This window comes from Curtobacterium sp. MCLR17_036 (assembly GCF_003234445.2).
Taxonomy (GTDB): domain Bacteria; phylum Actinomycetota; class Actinomycetes; order Actinomycetales; family Microbacteriaceae; genus Curtobacterium.
Genome location: NZ_CP126269.1, coordinates 1,317,170 through 1,334,590, shown reverse-complemented (window position 1 = coordinate 1,334,590; position 17,421 = coordinate 1,317,170). Strand labels below are relative to the sequence as shown.

General features: G+C 70.0%; 17 protein-coding genes. 1 reads left to right on the top strand and 16 read right to left on the bottom strand.

The window, feature by feature from the left end; translation table 11 throughout:
- Positions 1 to 11: 11 nt before the first annotated feature.
- Entirely contained in the window at positions 12 to 2,162 is a 2,151-nt protein-coding gene (locus DEI99_RS06320; protein ID WP_181434484.1) for a RecQ family ATP-dependent DNA helicase, read from the top strand.
- Positions 2,163 to 2,198: 36 nt separating this feature from the next.
- Here the strand turns inward: DEI99_RS06320 and DEI99_RS06315 are convergent, their stop codons facing one another.
- From DEI99_RS06315 to cmk, 16 genes are all read right to left on the bottom strand, one after another.
- The gene (locus DEI99_RS06315; protein ID WP_111042189.1) at positions 2,199 to 2,696 is read right to left on the bottom strand and encodes a hypothetical protein; all 498 of its coding nucleotides are present in this window, start codon (positions 2,694 to 2,696) and stop codon (positions 2,199 to 2,201) included.
- Positions 2,696 to 3,034, bottom strand: coding sequence for a hypothetical protein (locus tag DEI99_RS06310; RefSeq protein ID WP_111042188.1), 339 nt, complete (start codon positions 3,032 to 3,034; stop codon positions 2,696 to 2,698). The genes DEI99_RS06315 and DEI99_RS06310 overlap by 1 nt, the downstream gene beginning before the upstream one ends.
- Before the next feature lie 36 nt (positions 3,035 to 3,070).
- On the bottom strand, positions 3,071 to 3,526 hold the full coding sequence (locus DEI99_RS06305) for a hypothetical protein (RefSeq protein WP_146247146.1): 456 nt from the start codon (positions 3,524 to 3,526) through the stop codon (positions 3,071 to 3,073).
- A 47-nt stretch (positions 3,527 to 3,573) separates the two neighbouring features.
- Entirely contained in the window at positions 3,574 to 4,143 is a 570-nt protein-coding gene (locus tag DEI99_RS06300) for a hypothetical protein (RefSeq protein WP_146247145.1), read from the bottom strand.
- A gap of 19 nt (positions 4,144 to 4,162) precedes the next feature.
- Positions 4,163 to 4,822 (bottom strand): hypothetical protein, encoded by a 660-nt coding sequence (locus tag DEI99_RS06295; RefSeq protein ID WP_146247144.1) that lies wholly within the window; start codon positions 4,820 to 4,822, stop codon positions 4,163 to 4,165.
- A gap of 74 nt (positions 4,823 to 4,896) precedes the next feature.
- On the bottom strand, positions 4,897 to 5,448 hold the full coding sequence (locus tag DEI99_RS06290; protein ID WP_146247143.1) for a hypothetical protein: 552 nt from the start codon (positions 5,446 to 5,448) through the stop codon (positions 4,897 to 4,899).
- Entirely contained in the window at positions 5,427 to 5,969 is a 543-nt protein-coding gene (locus DEI99_RS06285; protein ID WP_146247142.1) for a hypothetical protein, read from the bottom strand. Before DEI99_RS06285 ends, DEI99_RS06290 begins: the two co-directional genes overlap by 22 nt.
- Positions 5,941 to 6,369: a hypothetical protein gene (locus DEI99_RS06280; RefSeq protein WP_146247141.1), complete on the bottom strand. Its 429-nt coding sequence runs from the start codon at positions 6,367 to 6,369 to the stop codon at positions 5,941 to 5,943. Before DEI99_RS06280 ends, DEI99_RS06285 begins: the two co-directional genes overlap by 29 nt.
- Positions 6,370 to 6,428: 59 nt before the next feature.
- Entirely contained in the window at positions 6,429 to 8,186 is a 1,758-nt protein-coding gene (locus DEI99_RS06275) for a hypothetical protein (protein ID WP_111042181.1), read from the bottom strand.
- Positions 8,183 to 8,470, bottom strand: coding sequence for a hypothetical protein (locus DEI99_RS06270; RefSeq protein WP_111042180.1), 288 nt, complete (start codon positions 8,468 to 8,470; stop codon positions 8,183 to 8,185). Before DEI99_RS06270 ends, DEI99_RS06275 begins: the two co-directional genes overlap by 4 nt.
- A gap of 74 nt (positions 8,471 to 8,544) precedes the next feature.
- A complete protein-coding gene (locus DEI99_RS06265; RefSeq protein ID WP_071253483.1) occupies positions 8,545 to 8,841 on the bottom strand; it encodes a WXG100 family type VII secretion target in 297 nt (98 codons plus the stop codon).
- A gap of 103 nt (positions 8,842 to 8,944) precedes the next feature.
- Entirely contained in the window at positions 8,945 to 13,402 is a 4,458-nt protein-coding gene (locus tag DEI99_RS06260; protein WP_181434483.1) for a type VII secretion EssC family protein, read from the bottom strand.
- 91 nt (positions 13,403 to 13,493) lie between these two features.
- Entirely contained in the window at positions 13,494 to 14,015 is a 522-nt protein-coding gene (locus DEI99_RS06255; RefSeq protein ID WP_111042178.1) for a hypothetical protein, read from the bottom strand.
- Between the two features lie 39 nt (positions 14,016 to 14,054).
- Positions 14,055 to 14,684: a hypothetical protein gene (locus DEI99_RS06250; protein ID WP_146247140.1), complete on the bottom strand. Its 630-nt coding sequence runs from the start codon at positions 14,682 to 14,684 to the stop codon at positions 14,055 to 14,057.
- A 145-nt stretch (positions 14,685 to 14,829) separates the two neighbouring features.
- Positions 14,830 to 16,350 (bottom strand): ribosome biogenesis GTPase Der, encoded by a 1,521-nt coding sequence (gene der / locus DEI99_RS06245; RefSeq protein WP_071253476.1) that lies wholly within the window; start codon positions 16,348 to 16,350, stop codon positions 14,830 to 14,832.
- Positions 16,351 to 16,544: 194 nt separating this feature from the next.
- A complete protein-coding gene (gene cmk, locus DEI99_RS06240) occupies positions 16,545 to 17,240 on the bottom strand; it encodes a (d)CMP kinase (protein WP_502867023.1) in 696 nt (231 codons plus the stop codon).
- Positions 17,241 to 17,421: the final 181 nt, after the last annotated feature.

Below are 17,421 nucleotides of genomic sequence, written 5' to 3'. Positions count from 1 at the left end.
AGCATGGGGGCATGTCTGGTCTCGGTTCCCCCGCTCCGTCCGCCGTCGCACCGTCCGCGGACATCGCCGCCGAGGCACAGCAGGCCCTCGCTGCCCTGACCGGCCGGCCCGACGCAGTGTTCCACCCCGGCCAGCTGGAGGCGATCTCCGCCCTGGTCGAGCACCGACAGCGCGCCCTCGTCGTGCAGCGCACCGGGTGGGGCAAGTCCGCCGTGTACTTCCTCGCCACGCTCCTGCTCCGTCGCCGTGGTGGCGGCCCGACGGTCCTGGTGTCGCCGCTGCTCGCCCTGATGCGCGACCAGGTGGCGGCAGCGGCCCGGGCCGGCGTCCGGGCGGTGTCGATCAACTCGGCGAACGCGCACGAGTGGGGCGAGACCCAGGCGGCACTCGCCCGTGACGAGGTCGACGTGCTCCTCGTCTCCCCCGAACGCCTCAACAACCCGAAGTTCCGCGACGAGCAGATGCCGACCCTGATCGCCCGCATGGGCATGCTCGTGGTGGACGAAGCGCACTGCATCTCGGACTGGGGCCACGACTTCCGGCCGGACTACCGGCGGCTGGCCGAGCTCATCCGCTCGCTCCCCCACGGCGTCCCCGTGCTGGCCACCACGGCGACCGCGAACGAGCGCGTGGTCGAGGACGTCGCCGAGCAGCTCACCGCCGGCCCCGCCGACCCGGTGTTCACGATCCGCGGGTCGCTCGCGCGGGCGTCCCTGCGCCTCGGCGTGCTGACGCTGCCCGATGCCCGGCAGCGACTCGGGTGGCTCCTCGCCCACCTCGGCGACCTGCCCGGCAGCGGCATCATCTACACGCTCACGGTCTCGGCGGCCGAGGACATCGCGCGCCTGCTGCGCGACAACGGCTACGCCGTCCGCGCCTACACGGGCCGCACCGACACCGAGGAACGCGAACAGCTCGAGCAGCAGCTCAAGGGCAACGAACTGAAGGCCCTCGTCGCCACCAGTGCGCTCGGCATGGGCTTCGACAAGCCCGACCTCGGCTTCGTCGTGCACGTCGGCGCACCGTCGTCGCCCGTGGCGTACTACCAGCAGATCGGTCGTGCCGGCCGTGCCACCGACAACGCCGACGTCCTGCTGCTGCCCGGCCGCGAGGACCGCGAGATCTGGCAGTACTTCGCCAGCGCCTCGATGCCGACCGAAGCCCGCGCGGCCGCCGTGCTCGACGCCCTGTCGACCGACACCGCCATGTCCACCGTCGCCCTCGAAGGCCTGGTCGACATCAAGCGATCCACCCTCGAACTCCTGCTCAAGGTGCTCGACGTCGACGGTGCCGTCCGACGCGTCACCGGCGGCTGGATCGCGACCGGGCAGCCCTGGCAGTACGACGCACCCCGGTACGAACGCGTCGCCGCGGCCCGTGCCGCCGAGGCCGCGTCGATGCTCGACTACGAGGCCACCTCCGCCTGCCGCATGCAGCTGCTGCAGCAGGACCTCGACGACCCCTCCGCCGAGCCCTGCGGGCGGTGCGACAACTGCGCGGGCGCGTGGTTCCCGACCGACGTCTCCGACTCCGACTCGACCGGTGCCGCCGCCGCCCTCGACAAGGTCGGCGTCGAGGTCGCCCCGCGTGCGCAGTGGCCCTCCGGCATGGCCTCGCTCGGCGTCGCGGTCCGCGGCAAGATCGGCCCCGACGAACTCGTGCAGCCCGGCCGGGCCGTCGCCCGGCTCACCGACCTCGGCTGGGGTGGGCCGCTGCGGGCACTGTTCGGCTCGGGTGTGCCGGATGCGCCCGTGTCGCGGGAACTCGTCGACGGCTGCGTTCGCGCGCTCAAGGACTGGCCGTGGGAGACCCGGCCGACCGGCATCGTGGCGATGTCCTCGCGGTCCCGGCCCGAACTCGTCGGGTCACTCGCACAGGCGCTGTCCACGATCGGCCGGCTGCAGTTCCTCGGCACGCTCGGCCGGAACGGCGGCACACCTCGTGGGGACGGCGCGACGAACAGCGCGTACCGACTGTCCGGCGTGTGGGACACCTTCACGGTGGACCCGTCGCTCGCAGCCGCCCTGCAGGAGCACGAGGGGCCGGTGCTGCTCGTGGACGACCTGGTCGACAGCCGGTGGACGATGACCGTGGCGGGCCGGGAACTCCGGCGTGCGGGTGCGTCGGCCGTGCTGCCGTTCGCGTTGGCGACGGTGGCCTGAGCCGGGTCGGCGTGGGGCGCTGGGGATCCGCCAGCGTCAGTACTCGTACGGCAGGTCGAAGTCCTGCGGCAACCCGAAGCAGGCGGAGCCGGAGATGACGTCGATCACCGTGCCGTGGTCCCAGATGGTCACCAGGAGCTGCACCCCGTCCGGGTCGATGATCTGGACCCGGACGTCGCCGCGCCGCAGCGGGTCCTCGCTGACGTCGTAGCCGTCCCTCGTGGCGAACGTCTCGGCGATGCGCTGCTGCGCAGCCGTCGCGTCCACCCCCTCGCTCAGGGTCGCTCGGATGTTGCCGCTCCACCGCACGCCGGAGGAGCAGTCGAGGAACGATCCGGTCGACAGCTGTCGCACCGACTCGACCTGCGTGGACGGCAGCGCGCGGATCGTCCGCAGCTCGGCACGCTGCACGGTCGCCTTCACGACGGCGAGGCGCTCATCCGGGTCAGCGGGCAGTGGGTCGGCGTGCGCACAACCGGTCAGCAGCAGCCCGACCACGGCGGCTGTGACGACCGCGATCGTTCGAGCGCGCATCAGGCGCCACCGGAGTTCGCGACGGTCACCATCACGACGACGACCAGCAGGAGGACCTCGAAAGCGAGCAGGACGCCAGCGAACAGGACGGCGACGATGCCGAGCACACGAACGAGACGGCTCGCATCCGTCACGTCAGCGATCCCCATCAGCGTCCCGAGCGCTGAGAACACCATCACGAGCGACCAGAAGATCGCCCACCCCAGTCTTCCGTGGGACACGCCGTCCAGGGACAGGTACGCCGCCAGAGCGCTGACGACCGCGATCGCACCGGGGACGAAGATCCTCCAATGCGGAACACGCCGCTGCGCAGTAGTCGACTCTTCACCGGTCACCATCAGGTCCCCCTCCGTACCCGTACTGCATCGTCTCCATCAGTAGCTCCGCGGCGGCACCCAGTCGTCCGGCACCCTGAAGCACGCCGAGAACGAGTCGACGTCGATCTTCCGGCCGTCGTCCCAGACGGAGGCCAACAACCGCACACCCTGCCGGTCGACAAACGCGTACCGCAGCGACCCGACGGACGTCCGATCATGACTGACGTCCACCTGCTCGCGTTGCGCCGCCGCACCCATGCCCCGCAGGACCTGCTCGGCGTCGGTGCCCTCGGCGAGCGTCGCCTGGATGTTCCCGGACCACAGGAAACCCGATGAGCAGCTCAGGAAGGAAGCGGTCTCGATCTGGTGCGTCTCCACCACCTCGGACGGCGGGATCAGATCGATGATCGACTTCTCGGCGTCCTGCGCGGACTTCTTGGCCTGGGCCGTACTGACCTCCGGGTCCTCCACCGGCCCACGCACCAGGGCACAACCGCTCAGCAGGACTGCCATCGCGCTGACGGCAACGGTGGCGCCGAGCAGCAGGCGGGGACGCGCGGTCACCACAAGCCGCCCCCGGAGAACACCTCGGGTACCGCAAAACACGACGATGAGGACCTGATGTGCACCGTTCTCGCATTGGTGCCTCGCGAAACCAGGTACCCCTCGCCGTCATCAGTCGAGATGTCGATCGTGGGGAGCCCATCGGAATCCCGACGCTCGACGACCTTCCAGCCGGACCTGTTCCCCCAGGTCTGCCCGACCGCCGCGACTACAGCATCCATGTCAGGCTCTTCACTGGTGTCGACGTTCGTGCCACCGGCCCACTGACGTTCGTGCTCCCCGCACGGAAAGAGCGCGCCCTTCTCCTGCTGGCGGACACGTGAACGGTCAGGGACGGCCTCCGCGATCTCCCGTTCCGTGCGCTGCGTGTCCGCTTTCGCCTTGCCGATGACGACTTCGGGCGACGCGGTGGGTGCCGCGGGCTCGCCGTCTGCAGGTCGATCGTTGCCCGATGCCGAGCAGCCCGTCAGCAAGGCCACGAGGACGATCGGCGGGATGAGTCTGAGTCGCATGTTCTGTCCGAAGTTGGTCGTCGTCGGTAGCGGTCGATGGATGCTCGACGTCATTTAGCCGACTCGGATGGCGTCACAAGTCATGGGACGACCCGAGGGCAGTTCGCCCGTGTCGACCTGATCGGCGCTCGCCGCTGCGCGGACGATCTTCGTCGAAACGGGCCGTTGCGGCGGAGCCGTTCCTCTGCAGCCTGCCCGCCGTACTCCCGGCAAGGACCGCCGCTGCTGCCGGATTCGCACCCGCACAACGCGCACCCGGACGTCTGCCAGGCCAGCGACCCCATTGACGTTGCAGACTGTCCGCGCTCACCAACACCGGGTTGCCCTGATCGACCTCTGCTTGCACCTCGAGATTCGCATCCTCGAGCAAGCGGAGGACATCGACGTCAGAGTCGCTCAACACTTCGAGTTTCACACCGTACGGAGCGTGCGCGATGCGCGTTGCCCATCCGGTCTGCACCGCACAGAGCGCGAGTGATCGTAAGCGGTCCTCGCCGAGACTCGGGTCGACCGTCATGCGGACGTTGACGAAGTAATCACGCCCGAAGGTGCGAGCCAATCCTCCGGTTGTGACGGTCGCCGCGTCGACTCCCCGTGACTGCTCGAGGAAGTCACGAGCTTCCAACGGAGCAAATCCATCATGCACGGTGCATCCCCCGATCATCAGCCCGATCACCACGGTGACAGAACCCGCTGACAACACTGGTCGCCGATTACCGCTCTTGTGCATCACAGCAACTCACCATCTCCATATGACAACGACAACGGCCCCTCGGGACGCGTCGATGGCCAGGACACCAGACAGGACTAGTCATCAGGTCGCGCGCCGGGCCACTTCCCCCACCGGCGCTGCAGACTCTCTGCGCTCACCAAAACCGGAGCACTCGGTCGGATCCCACTCTGGACGTGAAGACCGGCCCCGTCGAGCAGTTCACCGACGTCGATGTCCGGCTTGCCCGACACCTCGAGATACACACCGTATGGAGCGTGGTCGATGCGGGTCGCCCAACCGGTTTGCACTGCGCGGAGCGCGATCGCTCCGAGCCGATCATCGCCCTCTGTCGAGTCGACTCTGACTCGCACGTCCACGAAGTAGGTGCTCTTGAGAGTGCCTCTCAGCTTCCCCGTCGTGACCGTCGCGTTCTCGACCCCTCGAGACCGCTCAAGGAAGTCACGAGCCTCCAACGGCTCAAACGCATCGCCCCTGGAGCAGCCACTCACCATCAGACCCACCACGAGGGCGATCAGGTACGTCGACAACACTCGTCGCCCCGCACCAGCACGGGCGACCGTCGCGAACTTCCCGAGGGGCTTCGCATCGTGAGCTCGCCGGAGGCTCATGAGAGCGCCGCCGGCCACCGACCGAACTGCTTCTCCATCTCGGGAGCACCAACGAAAACCGTGCCGGGTACGGACTGGTCCCATCCCACGAGGTCCCAACCAGCACGCTCGAGGGATTGGCCGAGCGGCGGGCCGTCGTAGTCCTTGACGACGACTCGAACCCCGGCGCTGGGCTTCCATTCGTCCTCCAAGTAGGCCGCGTCGAGGAGAGCCCTGCTGAAAGCGGCGACCTCGTCTCGACGCTGCTCAGGATCAGTGGCGGTCAGGACGACGATCGTGGTCGAACCAACTGATTGGGCGACTTCGCGGTGCGTCACCAACACCCGCCTCACACCCAAGCTGTTCTCGACGTCTGACGCGCCTTCAGCAGCGCTTGCCCCGCCGCGTGTGGCGTCACAACCCGCTGAAGCCAGAACGATCGTCAAGGCGGAAAGCGCGATCGCCCTTTCTCGCTTCAAGGAAAGCCACTCGACACCACTTTTCTCCACGATCCGGGTCAGCCTCGAGAGCTCAATACCTGACCGGCGGAACCCAATCATCGGGCATAGGGAAACATGCAGAGAAGGAATTGACGTCGATCGATTTCCCCTTGTCCCAGACGGTGGCAAGCAACTGTACACCTTGCTCGCTCACCAGCTCCATCTGCAAGGAGCCGTCTGCGGACTTGTCTTGGTTCACTTCATAGTGACGCTCGCCAGCTAATTTCCCGACGTCGGTGAGCAGTTTTTCGGCGTCTGCATCGCGGGTGAGCGTTGCACGAATGTTGCCCGACCACAAATAGCCGTCGGAGCAACTCAAGAACGAGCCTTCCTCGATCTGGTCGACACCAGCAACAGCCGAAGCTGGCAGCATTTCGACAATCTGCCGCTCGGAACGCTGCGAAACCCTTTTGGCGTCCGCGACTCGCTCCTCCGGGCTCCCAACGGATTCAGACCCCATAGCACACCCACCCAACAGAAAAACGGCCATAAAGGCTGCAACAGATTGAACGAACCTCATCAGTACTCTCCACCGTCGATGCGCTTCTCGAGGTCGGTGAGCAGACGCAAATTGGACTTCTCGGTAGTAGCCGCGAGCAGATGCGAATCGACTCCAGCCAAAAGATGCTTCGGCGCCGAATCCAACCAAGGCCCACCTGCATTCTTCCACGTCGTCGGCGGAGTGTAATAGTCACCGTGCTCGAACCCTACCTTCCGAGGGTTGCGACCATCCCAGACCTTGTCTCCACCCAGAGTTCGCTGAGCGTCTTGGAGAATGTCGTCGTAGGAGTAGTCCGCGTACATGGTCGTCGGGTCCTTTGTCCAGTCAACAGGGACCCCAGCGCCCGAGATCGAGACCACCAGATCGTAGTGCGCTCCGGCCACTTCGGACGACGTGACGTTCGCCGTTCCCCAGCTGTGGCCGATGGCAATGGACTTTGCCCCGCTGAGGAGCGGATCACGGAAGACGCCGTCCTCGAAGGCGGCGAGCTTCTGACCTGTGCCGACGGCGTAGTCCTGGTCGTTCGCCTCGGTGAGAGGGTTCTGCGGGTACCGTCCGTCCTTGTAGACGAAGGCAACCAGTCCTTCGCGATCACGCTGTTGCAACCAGGAACCGATGTCTCGGGTCGATCCATCGTAGAAACCGTCGAGAGTCGCAGCAGTTCCAGGTGTGTACGTGACCACCTTGTTGGTCTTGTCGGATGGCGTACCGATCATCTCGATGATGCGATCGTCGTCCGGCTCGTACAGGTAGAGCTGGACGTCCGGCGGCTCCGACGTCGCCTTCTTGAGATAGGAAACTTCCGCCTCCAGGTCAGCGATGTCCCCTGCGCGTATGGAGCTGCCGTACTCTTTGAAAGCTTCCTTCATCTCCTTGAGCTGCCGCTCGCGATACGCGAGACGCTCCGCTGCGTTGATCCTGTTCGCGGCGACCCTGTCAAGCGCTGAGACCCCGTTGAGAGCCCCGATCACGCTCGGGATGCCGTTGACGAAGGCTTCCTGCTGCTCGTTGCCCATGCCGTTCCACCACGACGCGACCTGCTCCGGTGTCGCCTGGTTCATCCGCTCGGCGAGTTCTGGGTGCTCCCCGAGCAGGATCTCGAGGTCGGCCTGATTGAGCTGCTTCAGTCGGTCGAGCAGATCGGCCGGCGATGAAGCCGCGATCGCTGCTGCTGTGAAGGTGACGACCTGCCCAAGGACGTCCTGGCTCTGCAGGGCAGCCGCGCACGTTCCGTCGATGCGGCGTCGGTCGGAGACGAGGACGTCCCACTCGGCGTCGACAGCGCGCAGCTCGCGCTGAGCTTCGTCGATCAACGCCTGCACTTTTGCCTTGTGACGCGCTGCCTCAGCCTCAGCCTGTGGGTCGGGCGCCGCCTGCTCGGGGAACAGCGTCGTCGGCCGCGACTGCGGGATCACGATGAGCGGACTCAGTTTCAACTGTGCCGACGCCAAGTCCTGCTCCGCCGTCGCGCGACGCGTCTCGAGCACGACCTGCCGGTCCTTGATCTGCGTCAGTGCTCCGGCGTACGTCGTGAGCGCCGTCGCCTGCTTCTCGAGGCCGGTCGCCACGAGCTCGATGTCGGCCGCCTTCTTCGACAGCTCCGCCGCGAACGACTGCTGGCTCGCAGCCTCCCAGTCGACGCCGGACTGCGACGCCACGGACTGGATGGTGCGCTGGGCATCGCGGACCTTCGCGGCCCGCGCGGTCCGCAGCGCTGCCACGCCCTGGATGCCGGCCGGACTGCCCTGACCGGGGTCCGCCTCCGACCAGCTCACTTGCCGGCCGCCTGTGCCTGGGCCGCATCGGCGTCCGCGTACGACCGCTTCACCGACGTCGGGAACTTGCCGGCGTCACGGATGCTGTCGGCAGCGATCTTCGACCGCTGGACCTGCTGCGCCGTGGCGTCGCGCAGGGCTCCCGACACCACATCGGAACCGAGCTCGGTGTTCCCCTGACCGCCCTCGATCTTCGATCCGATCTCGATGTCGTCCCCCGCTGCCGTCACCTTCGTCGACAACGCGTCCAGCGCGTCGTACGAGATCTTGAGCTTGCCGCTCACACGTCACCCCCATGACAGGGAGGGCCGACGCCGCACTGCTGCGGCATCGGCCTCCCGATGTCAGATCTCTCCGCTCAGCGACCGAGCTTCGACGCGAGCTGCTGGTCGACGTCGCCCAGCGTGTGGGCGGTGGTGCGCAGGAACTGCGCCAGGTCGTTCAGCCCGCCGATGGTGTTCTGCGCGCCGGTGGTGAAGCGCTGGTAGGCCTCGTTGTACGCACCCGAGGAGCGGTCCGTCTGGAACCCCGCCTGGGTCAGCGAGGCGATCTGCGCCTGCAGCTTGGACAGGGTCGCGTTGATCTCGTCACGGCCGGCGACGAGCCGGTCGGCGTTGCTGTTGAGCTCCTGGTACGAGACGTTGATGTTCGCCACGGTTGCACCCCTTCACGGTGGTCGGTGTCGCCAGCCCCTCCGGCGACTACGCCCACCGTACCACCACGTGATAAAACCTCGCGCGTGAGATGTCTACCCCCTGTTAGCGGGTCACCTTCGCTTCGACGGTGTGAGCGACTTGTACCCGGGTGATCCGCCCGGAGTCCACCATGATCCCTCGACCGACCGGGAAGTCCGAGCGGGTCACCCGTGGGAACGCGGTGCGGAACAGCGTCAGTCCGTCGGTCTCCTCGGGTTGCAGGGCGATGCCGGCGCGCGCGGTCTTCAGCTCGCCGAAGAGCTGCCAGGCGCTCGGTGCCGTCACGGTGTCCGCCTCGGCGAGCACGAAGACGCCGGCGCGACGCGCGGCCTTGATGAGCCGGGCCACCTGGCCCTCGGCGGGCAGCCCCTCGAAGTCGCCGACGTTCTCGATGACGATGATCGGTTCGGCGTCGTCGAAGGGCGTGGCGCTCTCGAGCCGCGTCGCGAGCTCCGACGCCAGGGTCTCGGCCGAGGATCCGTCGGTGGATGCCGACGCCCAGGCCGTGGCGTCCCGCAGGACCGACCGGCGTCCGACGATGAGGTGCGCGGGTCGCTCGGGCCAGGTCTGGCGGACCGACCGGATGAGGGTCTGCATGGTCGTGGAACGCCCGGACCCGAAGGGGCCGGTCACGACGAACAGGCCGTCGCCCGGGATCCCGATGGGCGCGAGGGTGTCGTCCGCCAGCCCGATGGTCGGCCGACCGCCGACCGACGCCGGCAGGGACGCCTGGTCCACGACGGCGGGCAGGCGTCGGATCGGTGGCGCGACGGCGACACCGCGGGCGACGAGTGCGGCGGCGAGCGACGACACGGCGGCGTCCTGCACGACCAGGTCCGCGCTGCCGGCGGGCACGGCGAGCTGGACCTCGTGGTCGTCGACGAGCCCGCGGCCGGCGACGGCGTCCTCGAGCACGTCGGCGGGGACGTCCGCCGCGATGTACTCGAGTTCGCTCGCCAGGCGGAGGACGATCCGCTCGCCGATCGCGGCCTGCAGGTTCGACGGGAACGCCCCCATCCGGTCGGCGGACATCACCAGGTGCACGCCGAGCGCACGCCCGGTGGCCGCGACGGCGACGACCTGGTCGAAGACCTGCTGCGAGCCCGGTCGGAACTCGTACTCGTTGCGGAACGCGCCCATGCCGTCGATGAGCACCAGGATCCGCGGCTCCGCGACGCCGCTGACCGCCCGGTACTCGCTGATGTTCGCGGCGCGAGCGGCCGCGAAGCGCGCGGAACGGTCCGAGACGGTCGCCTCGAGGTCGGCCAGGAGGCGCGTGATGCGCTCGTCGTCCGGCCCGCTGATGACGGTCCCCACCGTGGGCAGGGCCTCGAGCATGCTGAGGCCGCCACCGCCGAAGTCGAGCCCGGTGATCTGCACGGGGAAGCGGTCGGCCACGGCCGAGGCCGCCACGGCGACCGCCCGGAGTGCGGCCGACTTGCCTGCGCCACCGGCCCCGAGCACCGCCAGGTTGCCGATGAGGTCGAGGTCGAGGCCGAAGGGCGTCTGCTGCTGCGACTCCGGGACGTCGACGGTGCCGACGACGAGCGTCGAACCGGTCGACGCGGGCAGCGCCCCGAGGTCGATCGTGTCCGGCAGCTGGTCGATCCACGGCTTCCGGGGTACGGCGAGCGCCCGGTCGTCGGCGGCCCGGGTGATCGTGGCGGCGAGCCGTTCGATGTCCTTCGCCCGCTTCGAGTCGCGCGGGGCGCGCGGCGCGCTCGGCCAAACCGTGCCGGGGCCGAACGGGAACTCCTGCACCTCGACGTCGGGCTCGTGCACGACGTCGTCGGACCGACCGCCGAGGTAGGCGGTCTGGAAGTCGAGTACCCGCCCGGGGCCGATCTTCGCCGCGGCGCGGCCCGGGGTGCCCGGGTCGAAGAAGGCGGCGTCGGACACCCCGAGGACGTCCTCGCTGTCGACGGGGTCGGCGACGCGGAGCGCGATGCGCAGGTTGGTGTTCGCCCGCAGGGAGTCCTTGATGACGCCGCTCGGCCGCTGCGTCGCCATGACCAGGTGCAGCCCGAGGGAGCGTCCGCGCTGGGCGACGTCGATGACCCCGTCGATGAACTCCGGGATCTCGGACGCGAGCGCCGCGAACTCGTCGATGACGATGACGAGCGCGGGCGGGGCCGCCTGGTCGCCGCGCTGCTCGAGCGTCACGAGGTCCTTCGCGCCGCGCTCGTTGAGCAGGTGCTCGCGGTACCGGAGCTCGGCGCGGAGCGAGGTCAGCGCCCGGCGGACCAGGTGCTGGTTGAGGTCGGTGACGAGCCCGACGGTGTGCGGCAGCCCGACGCACTCCGCGAAGGCGGCGCCGCCCTTGTAGTCGACGAGCAGGAACGTGACGCGGTCCGGCGAGTACTCCGCCGCCATGCCCATGATCCAGGTCTGCAGGAACTCGCTCTTGCCCGAGCCGGTGGTGCCACCGACGAGCGCGTGCGGGCCGTGGGCGCGCAGGTCGAGGGCGAGCGGTTCGCTCGGTCCCTGCCCGACGACGGCGCGGATGCCGCCCGACTCGCGACCGGCGCCGGGCACCCAGTCCGCCGTCAGGCTGTCGTTCTTCGCCCACCGGCTGACGACGGCCCCGGCGTCGCCGGCGACGTCGCCCTCGTACAGGTCGACGAAGGCGACGCTGTGCGGCAGGTCGGTCTCGTCGAGCACCCGGGCACCGGAGTCCTGCACCGGCGCGATCGACCGTGCGACGGTGGCGGCCTCGATGCTGTCGACCCGGTCGAGTTCGTCGAGCACGACGGACTGTCCGGAGCGCACGAAGCCGACGGTCGCCGTGCCCGAGGCGCGGTCGAGGGATACGTACGTGCGGCAGACCACGGGCAGCGCGCTGAGGGTCGAGGCCAACCACAGCAGGTGGACGCCGTAGTCGGGGCCCTCTTCCGCCAGGGCGACGAGGCGCGCGCGGTCGGCCGGGGCCTCGGCAGTGACGAGGACGACGACGGCCGGGGTGGCCGGCAGGCGGTCGACGGACTCGCCGTGCTCCTCGTCGAGCGCACGGCTCTCGTCGATGCGCGACCGCACGTGCTCGCCGCGACCGACGCCGGCGGCGCGACGGGTGGCGACGAGGCCCTCGAGTTCGGCGAGCAGGGTCGACGCGCCAGCGAAGTCGCGGACCAGCCCGGCGGATCGCAGCGGGCTGTACGGCGAGTCCACGTGGGGCAGCCACTTCAGCCACGCCCACTGGTCGGTCGTGGTGCCCCCGGCGAAGGCGGTGACGACGAGGTCGGCCGGGCTGTGCAGGCCCACGAGCTGGACCACGAGCGACCGGGCGACGTCGTCGGCGACCAGACCGGTGCCGGCGACGCCGATGGCACCGGCACGCTCGAAGGTCTCGACGACGGGGACGGGTCCGACGGTCGCGTACTCGTCGGCGAGCGCCTCGGCGCGGTTCCAGTCGTCGACGCTGCCGGAGTTCTTCGACGGCATCACCACGGTGGAGCGGGACGGCTGCTCCCCCGCACCGAAGCGCACCTCGAGGAAGGTCGTGTGCTCGGGCTTGCGGGTCCAGAGGAGCTCGGAGCGGTCGCGCATGGCGGCGGTGACGACCGCGGGCGCCGGCGACTCGGCCACGCGCGCCTCGACCTCCTGCGCGCGGGCGGCGGCGAGTCGGGCACCGGTGTCCTCGAGGGACTCCTCGAACCGCTGCCGTTCGTCGCGCTTGCGCCGTCGGTTCTGCACGCGCTGGTCGATCCAGGTGCCGATCATGATGATCGGGGACAGCGCGATGAAGATGAGCGTGTACGGCTGCTTCGTGACGAGGAAGAGCACGCCGCCGAGGATGATCGGCGCGAGGATCGCGATGACGGGAAGCCGCGGCTTCTCGCCCGGCACCGGGATCTCCGGCAGGGTGAAGTCCTTGCCGCGGTGGGCGGGGTCGACGCGTGGCGATCGGGAGAACTCGGTGTGGTCCGCCCCGGCCGTACCCGGCGCGACCGGCAGGGGCGACGTGGACAGCGGGAGGATCCGCAGGGTGGAGCCACCCACCTGGACGACGGCGTCCGGCCCGACGAAGGAGCGCGCGATCAGCCGGCCGTCGACGGCGACGCCGTTCGCGGAGTTCAGGTCGACGACCTCGATCGTCTCGCCCACCGTCACCGAGGCGTGCCGGCGCGACACCTGGTCGTCGTCGGCCAGGTAGACCTGGGCCATCGCGTCACGCCCGATCAGGTTGACGCCCTGGGACAGCGTGTACTCGTTGCCCGCTTCGGGCCCGGAGAGCACCTGCACGACCGCGGCGGGGGCGTCCTCGACGTCGTCGCCGCGGCGGCGGTCGGTGGCGGGGACGACCTGCACCCGGCACCCGGACCGGAGCGAGGACTCGTGCACGCTCGCCGACGGGTTGAGCAGTCGTGCCTGCGGGCGGTCGGGCAGCCAGACCCGCAGGGTCAGCGGCACGCCCGTCTGCACGCCCTGGCCACCGACCAGCCGTTCCGCGACGCTGCCGATCGTCGCCGTGACGTCCGCGGTGACGACGACGTCCCGCTCGGTCCCCGCGTCCGCGATGGTCACCTTGAGTTTCACAGTCCACCCCCGTGGCCTCGATCGTAGCGCTGCCCGACGACGCGGGTGCCCGCGGTGCGGGGCCCTGTGGACGAGCGCGCTACTGCCGCGCGGGCTTGGGAAACGCGGTGCGCATGTGGTCCGACGTGAGCACGTCGCCGATGCCGACCATGAGCAGGGAGAACACGATCTGCTCGATGACCATCCAGAACGGGTACAGCCCGGGGATCGCGGCGACCACGAGCGTCACGATCGGGAAGATCCGACTGAACAACCGCATGCGCTGGTACGCCCAGTAGTACCCGAGCTGGGCGCGCCAGGCGAAGACGTAGAGCGTCAGGGTGATGAGCAGGACGACGGTGGCGCGGAACCAGACCGCCCACGGCACCGTCTGCCCGGCGTGCGTGAGCAGCACCGCGATCACCACCGCGGCGACCCCGACGATCGTCTCGGCGACGAGCAGCCACCGGATCCACCGGAAGGACCGCACGGTGTCCGGGTGGTCGAGCATGTCCTCGCGGACGACGTAGCCGCCCTGTCGACCACCGGCCAGGCGGTCGAGCCGCAGACGGCACCACAGACGGTCGGCGCGGGCGCCGAGGCCGTCGTCCTGCTGGGTCACGAGTCCATCGTGCCGTACCCGAGGGCGTCCCCGGTGCGCTCAGCCGACCGGCACGAGGGTCGCGCTGCCGACGACCTCGCCGGTGGCGGTGTCGGTGAGGACGAGCGAGCGGACCTCCTCCGGCAGGCTCCACGGGTCGCTGAGCACGACGGCGAGCTCACGCTGCGACGTCGGGAACCGCGCGAGTTCCGCGGACTCGCCGATCGTGGTCCCCCGGGGGTCCGCGTCGGCCCGGACGGTCCCGGACGCGAGCGCGACCGAGACCTCACCGCGGGCCCGGGTGTGCAGGCCGTCGACGTGGACCTCGATCGCGTCCTCGCCGCCGAGCCGGGCGATGCGGACGTGTCCGCTGGCCGCGCCGCCCACGCCGACGACCTCGCCGGCGACCGGCGGCACCCGGAGCCACCACGGCTCGACCGGCGACGTGTCGACCGGACGCGCCTGCTCCCCGGAGTCCGGCACGGTGTCCCCCAGGCCGTTCGACGGCACGAGGCCCTCGGCCGGGACCCGTGCCGTCCCGTGGTCGACCGTGTCGACGCGGGCGACGGGTTCCTGGTCGTCCGACCGCGTGCCCGACCAGAGCGCAACCGCACCGACGACCGCGACCGCTGCCACGACGCCACCCGTCGCGAGCCGACGTCGCCCTGTCCCCCACCGCTCGATGCGCACGGTCCCATGGTGCCGCACCGACGGGGCGGAGCCGCACCGGGCCTCCCGTCCGACACGCAGCGGACGGCAACACCGACGGACGGGAGCACCGCGACGCAGAACGCGCCCCGGGGATCCGGGGCGCGTTCTGGGCGGGCGGTGCGGGTCAGCGCTTCCGGCGCTCGCGCACCCGCATGTTGACGTTGATCGGCGTGCCGGAGAAGCCCCAGACCTCGCGGAGCCGGCGGGTGATGAACCGGCGGTACTGCGGGTCGAGGAAGGCCGACGTGAACAGCACGAACGTCGGCGGCTGGCTCGACGCCTGCGTCCCGAACAGGATGCGCGGCTGCTTGCCACCGCGGACGGGGTGCGGGTGCTCCTGCACGAGCTCGGCGATGAAGGCGTTGACCTTGCCGGTCGGGATGCGGGTGTCCCACGAGTCGAGGGCGGTCTCGAGCGCGGGCACGAGCTTCTCGAGGTGGCGGCCGGTACGGGCCGAGATGTTCACCCGCGGCGCCCAGGCGACGTGCGCCAGGTCCTGCTCGATCTCGCGCTCCAGGTAGCGGCGGCGCTCGTCGTCGAGCAGGTCCCACTTGTTGTAGGCCAGGACGAGCGCGCGGCCCGACTCGAGGACGAGGTCGATGATCCGCAGGTCCTGCACGGAGACGGGCTCGGTGACGTCGAGGACGACGACGGCGACCTCGGCCTTCTCGAGTGCGGCCGTGGTGCGGAGCGACGCGTAGAAGTCGGCGCCCTGCTGCAGGTGCACGCGCTTGCGGATGCCAGCGGTGTCGACGAAGCGCCAGACCTTGCCACCGAGCTCGATCTGCTCGTCGACCGGGTCGCGGGTGGTGCCCGCGAGGTCGTTCACGACGACGCGCTCCTCGCCGGCGGCCTTGTTGAGCAGCGAGCTCTTGCCGACGTTCGGACGGCCGAGGATGGCCACGCGACGGGGGCCGCCGACCTCCTGCTTCGCGACCGCCGAGGTGTCCGGCAGCGTTTTGATGATGAGGTCGAGCAGGTCCGCGACGCCGCGGCCGTGCAGTGCCGACACCGGGTGCGGCTCGCCGAGACCGAGGTTCCACAGCTCGTAGGCGTCGAGGTCGCGGCGGTCGTCGTCGGACTTGTTCGCGACGACGATGACCGGACGGTCGGTGCCGCGGAGCATCTTCACGACGTGCTCGTCGGTGGCGGTGATGCCGACCGTGACGTCGACGACGAAGAGCACGGCGTCGGCGAGGTCGATGGCGACCTCGGCCTGCGCGGCGACCGAGGCGTTGATGCCCTGGGCGTCGGGCTCCCAGCCGCCCGTGTCGACGAGCGTGAAGCGCTTGTCGTTCCACTCGGCCTTGTAGCTGACCCGGTCGCGCGTGACGCCGGGGACGTCCTGCACGACGGCCTCGCGGCGGCCGAGGATGCGGTTCACGAGCGCGGACTTGCCGACGTTCGGGCGGCCGACGATGGCGAGCACCGGGTAGGCCGGCAGGTAGTGGACGCCGTCCTCGCCGATCTGACCGGCTTCGAGCAGGGCGAGGTCCTCGTCCTCGAGGTCGTACTCCTCGAGTCCGGCGCGGAGTGCCGTGGCGCGCTGCTCGGCCTCTGCCTCGTCGAGTCCGGCGAGGCGCGCGCCGAGGGCGTCGTCGTACTCGGGGAAGTCGTCGTTGTCCGGGTTGTCCAGCTGGGCCATGGTGGTTTTCCTCGCGAGCGGCCGGGGCCGCGGTGTCGGTGGCCGTTGCCGGCCGGGGCCGGGGGTCCGGCCGTGGGTGACCGGCTGGCCGAGGCCGTCCGGTCGTGCGTCAGTGCGGTACGGTGACCGGCTGGCCGAGGCCGTCCGGTCCTGCGTCGGTGCGTGACCGGCCGGCCGAGGCCGTCCGGTCCGCGTCAGTGCGTGGCCGCGCGGGCCAGGTCGACGACCGCCTGCACGGTCTGGTCGAAGTCGAGGTCGGTGGAGTCGAGCGTCGTGACGCCGTCCGCGGCGTTCATGAAGTCGACGACCTTCGCGTCCGCCGCGTCACGACGAGCGAGCGCTGCGGAGGTCTCGGCGGCCGACTGGGTCGTGACCTCTGCCGATCGTCGGGCCATCCTAACGGACTCGTCTGCGGTCAGCAGGATCCGGACCTCGGCGTCGGGGGCGACGACCGTGGTGATGTCCCGGCCCTCGGTGATGATCCCCGGGGCGTCGGTCTTCCGCATCACGGTGCGGAACAGCTGCACCAGGCGGTGCCGGACGTCGGGCAGCTTCGCGATGTGGGCGACCGCGCCGGTGACGTCGGGGGTGCGGATGGCCTCGGTGACGTCGGTCCCCCCCACCTTCACGAAGTAGTCGTCGGGGTCGGTGCCGATCGCGTAGTCGAAGGTGTCCCAGCTCGCCAGGACCGCCGCCGGGTCGTCGAGGTCGACCCGCTGCTGCAGGGCGTGCCACGCGAGTGCCCGGTACGCGGCTCCGGTGTCCTGGTAGCCGAAGCCCAGCACGCGCGCCGCCGCGCGGGACACGCTCGACTTGCCGCTGCCGGCCGGACCGTCGACCGCGATGACGGTCTTCGCCACGTAGGCCCCGTCGGCGAGGCCGGACGGCACCGGAGCACTCGTCGAACCCGGTTCGCCGCCGGGCTCGCCCAGGCCGGCCGGGCCGCCGAGCGGGCCGCCCTCGGCGCCGCCGCGCGCACCGTCGCCGGGCGTCGGGGTGGGCAGGCCGGTGTCGGGCCCGTCGGGTCCGCCGGTCGCGCCGGGTTCGTTCGTCGCTGCGTCCACGTCGTCG

Coding starts and splice junctions, on each gene's coding strand:
- DEI99_RS06310 (WP_111042188.1), bottom strand. CDS start 3,034: ATGGTGACCGGTGAAGAGTCGACTACTGCGCAGCGGCGTGTTCCGCAT.
- DEI99_RS06305 (WP_146247146.1), bottom strand. CDS start 3,526: ATGGCAGTCCTGCTGAGCGGTTGTGCCCTGGTGCGTGGGCCGGTGGAG.
- DEI99_RS06280 (WP_146247141.1), bottom strand. CDS start 6,369: ATGGGGTCTGAATCCGTTGGGAGCCCGGAGGAGCGAGTCGCGGACGCC.
- DEI99_RS06315 (WP_111042189.1), bottom strand. CDS start 2,696: ATGCGCGCTCGAACGATCGCGGTCGTCACAGCCGCCGTGGTCGGGCTG.
- der (WP_071253476.1), bottom strand. CDS start 16,350: ATGGCCCAGCTGGACAACCCGGACAACGACGACTTCCCCGAGTACGAC.
- DEI99_RS06300 (WP_146247145.1), bottom strand. CDS start 4,143: ATGACGTCGAGCATCCATCGACCGCTACCGACGACGACCAACTTCGGA.
- DEI99_RS06285 (WP_146247142.1), bottom strand. CDS start 5,969: ATGATTGGGTTCCGCCGGTCAGGTATTGAGCTCTCGAGGCTGACCCGG.
- DEI99_RS06320 (WP_181434484.1), top strand. CDS start 12: ATGTCTGGTCTCGGTTCCCCCGCTCCGTCCGCCGTCGCACCGTCCGCG.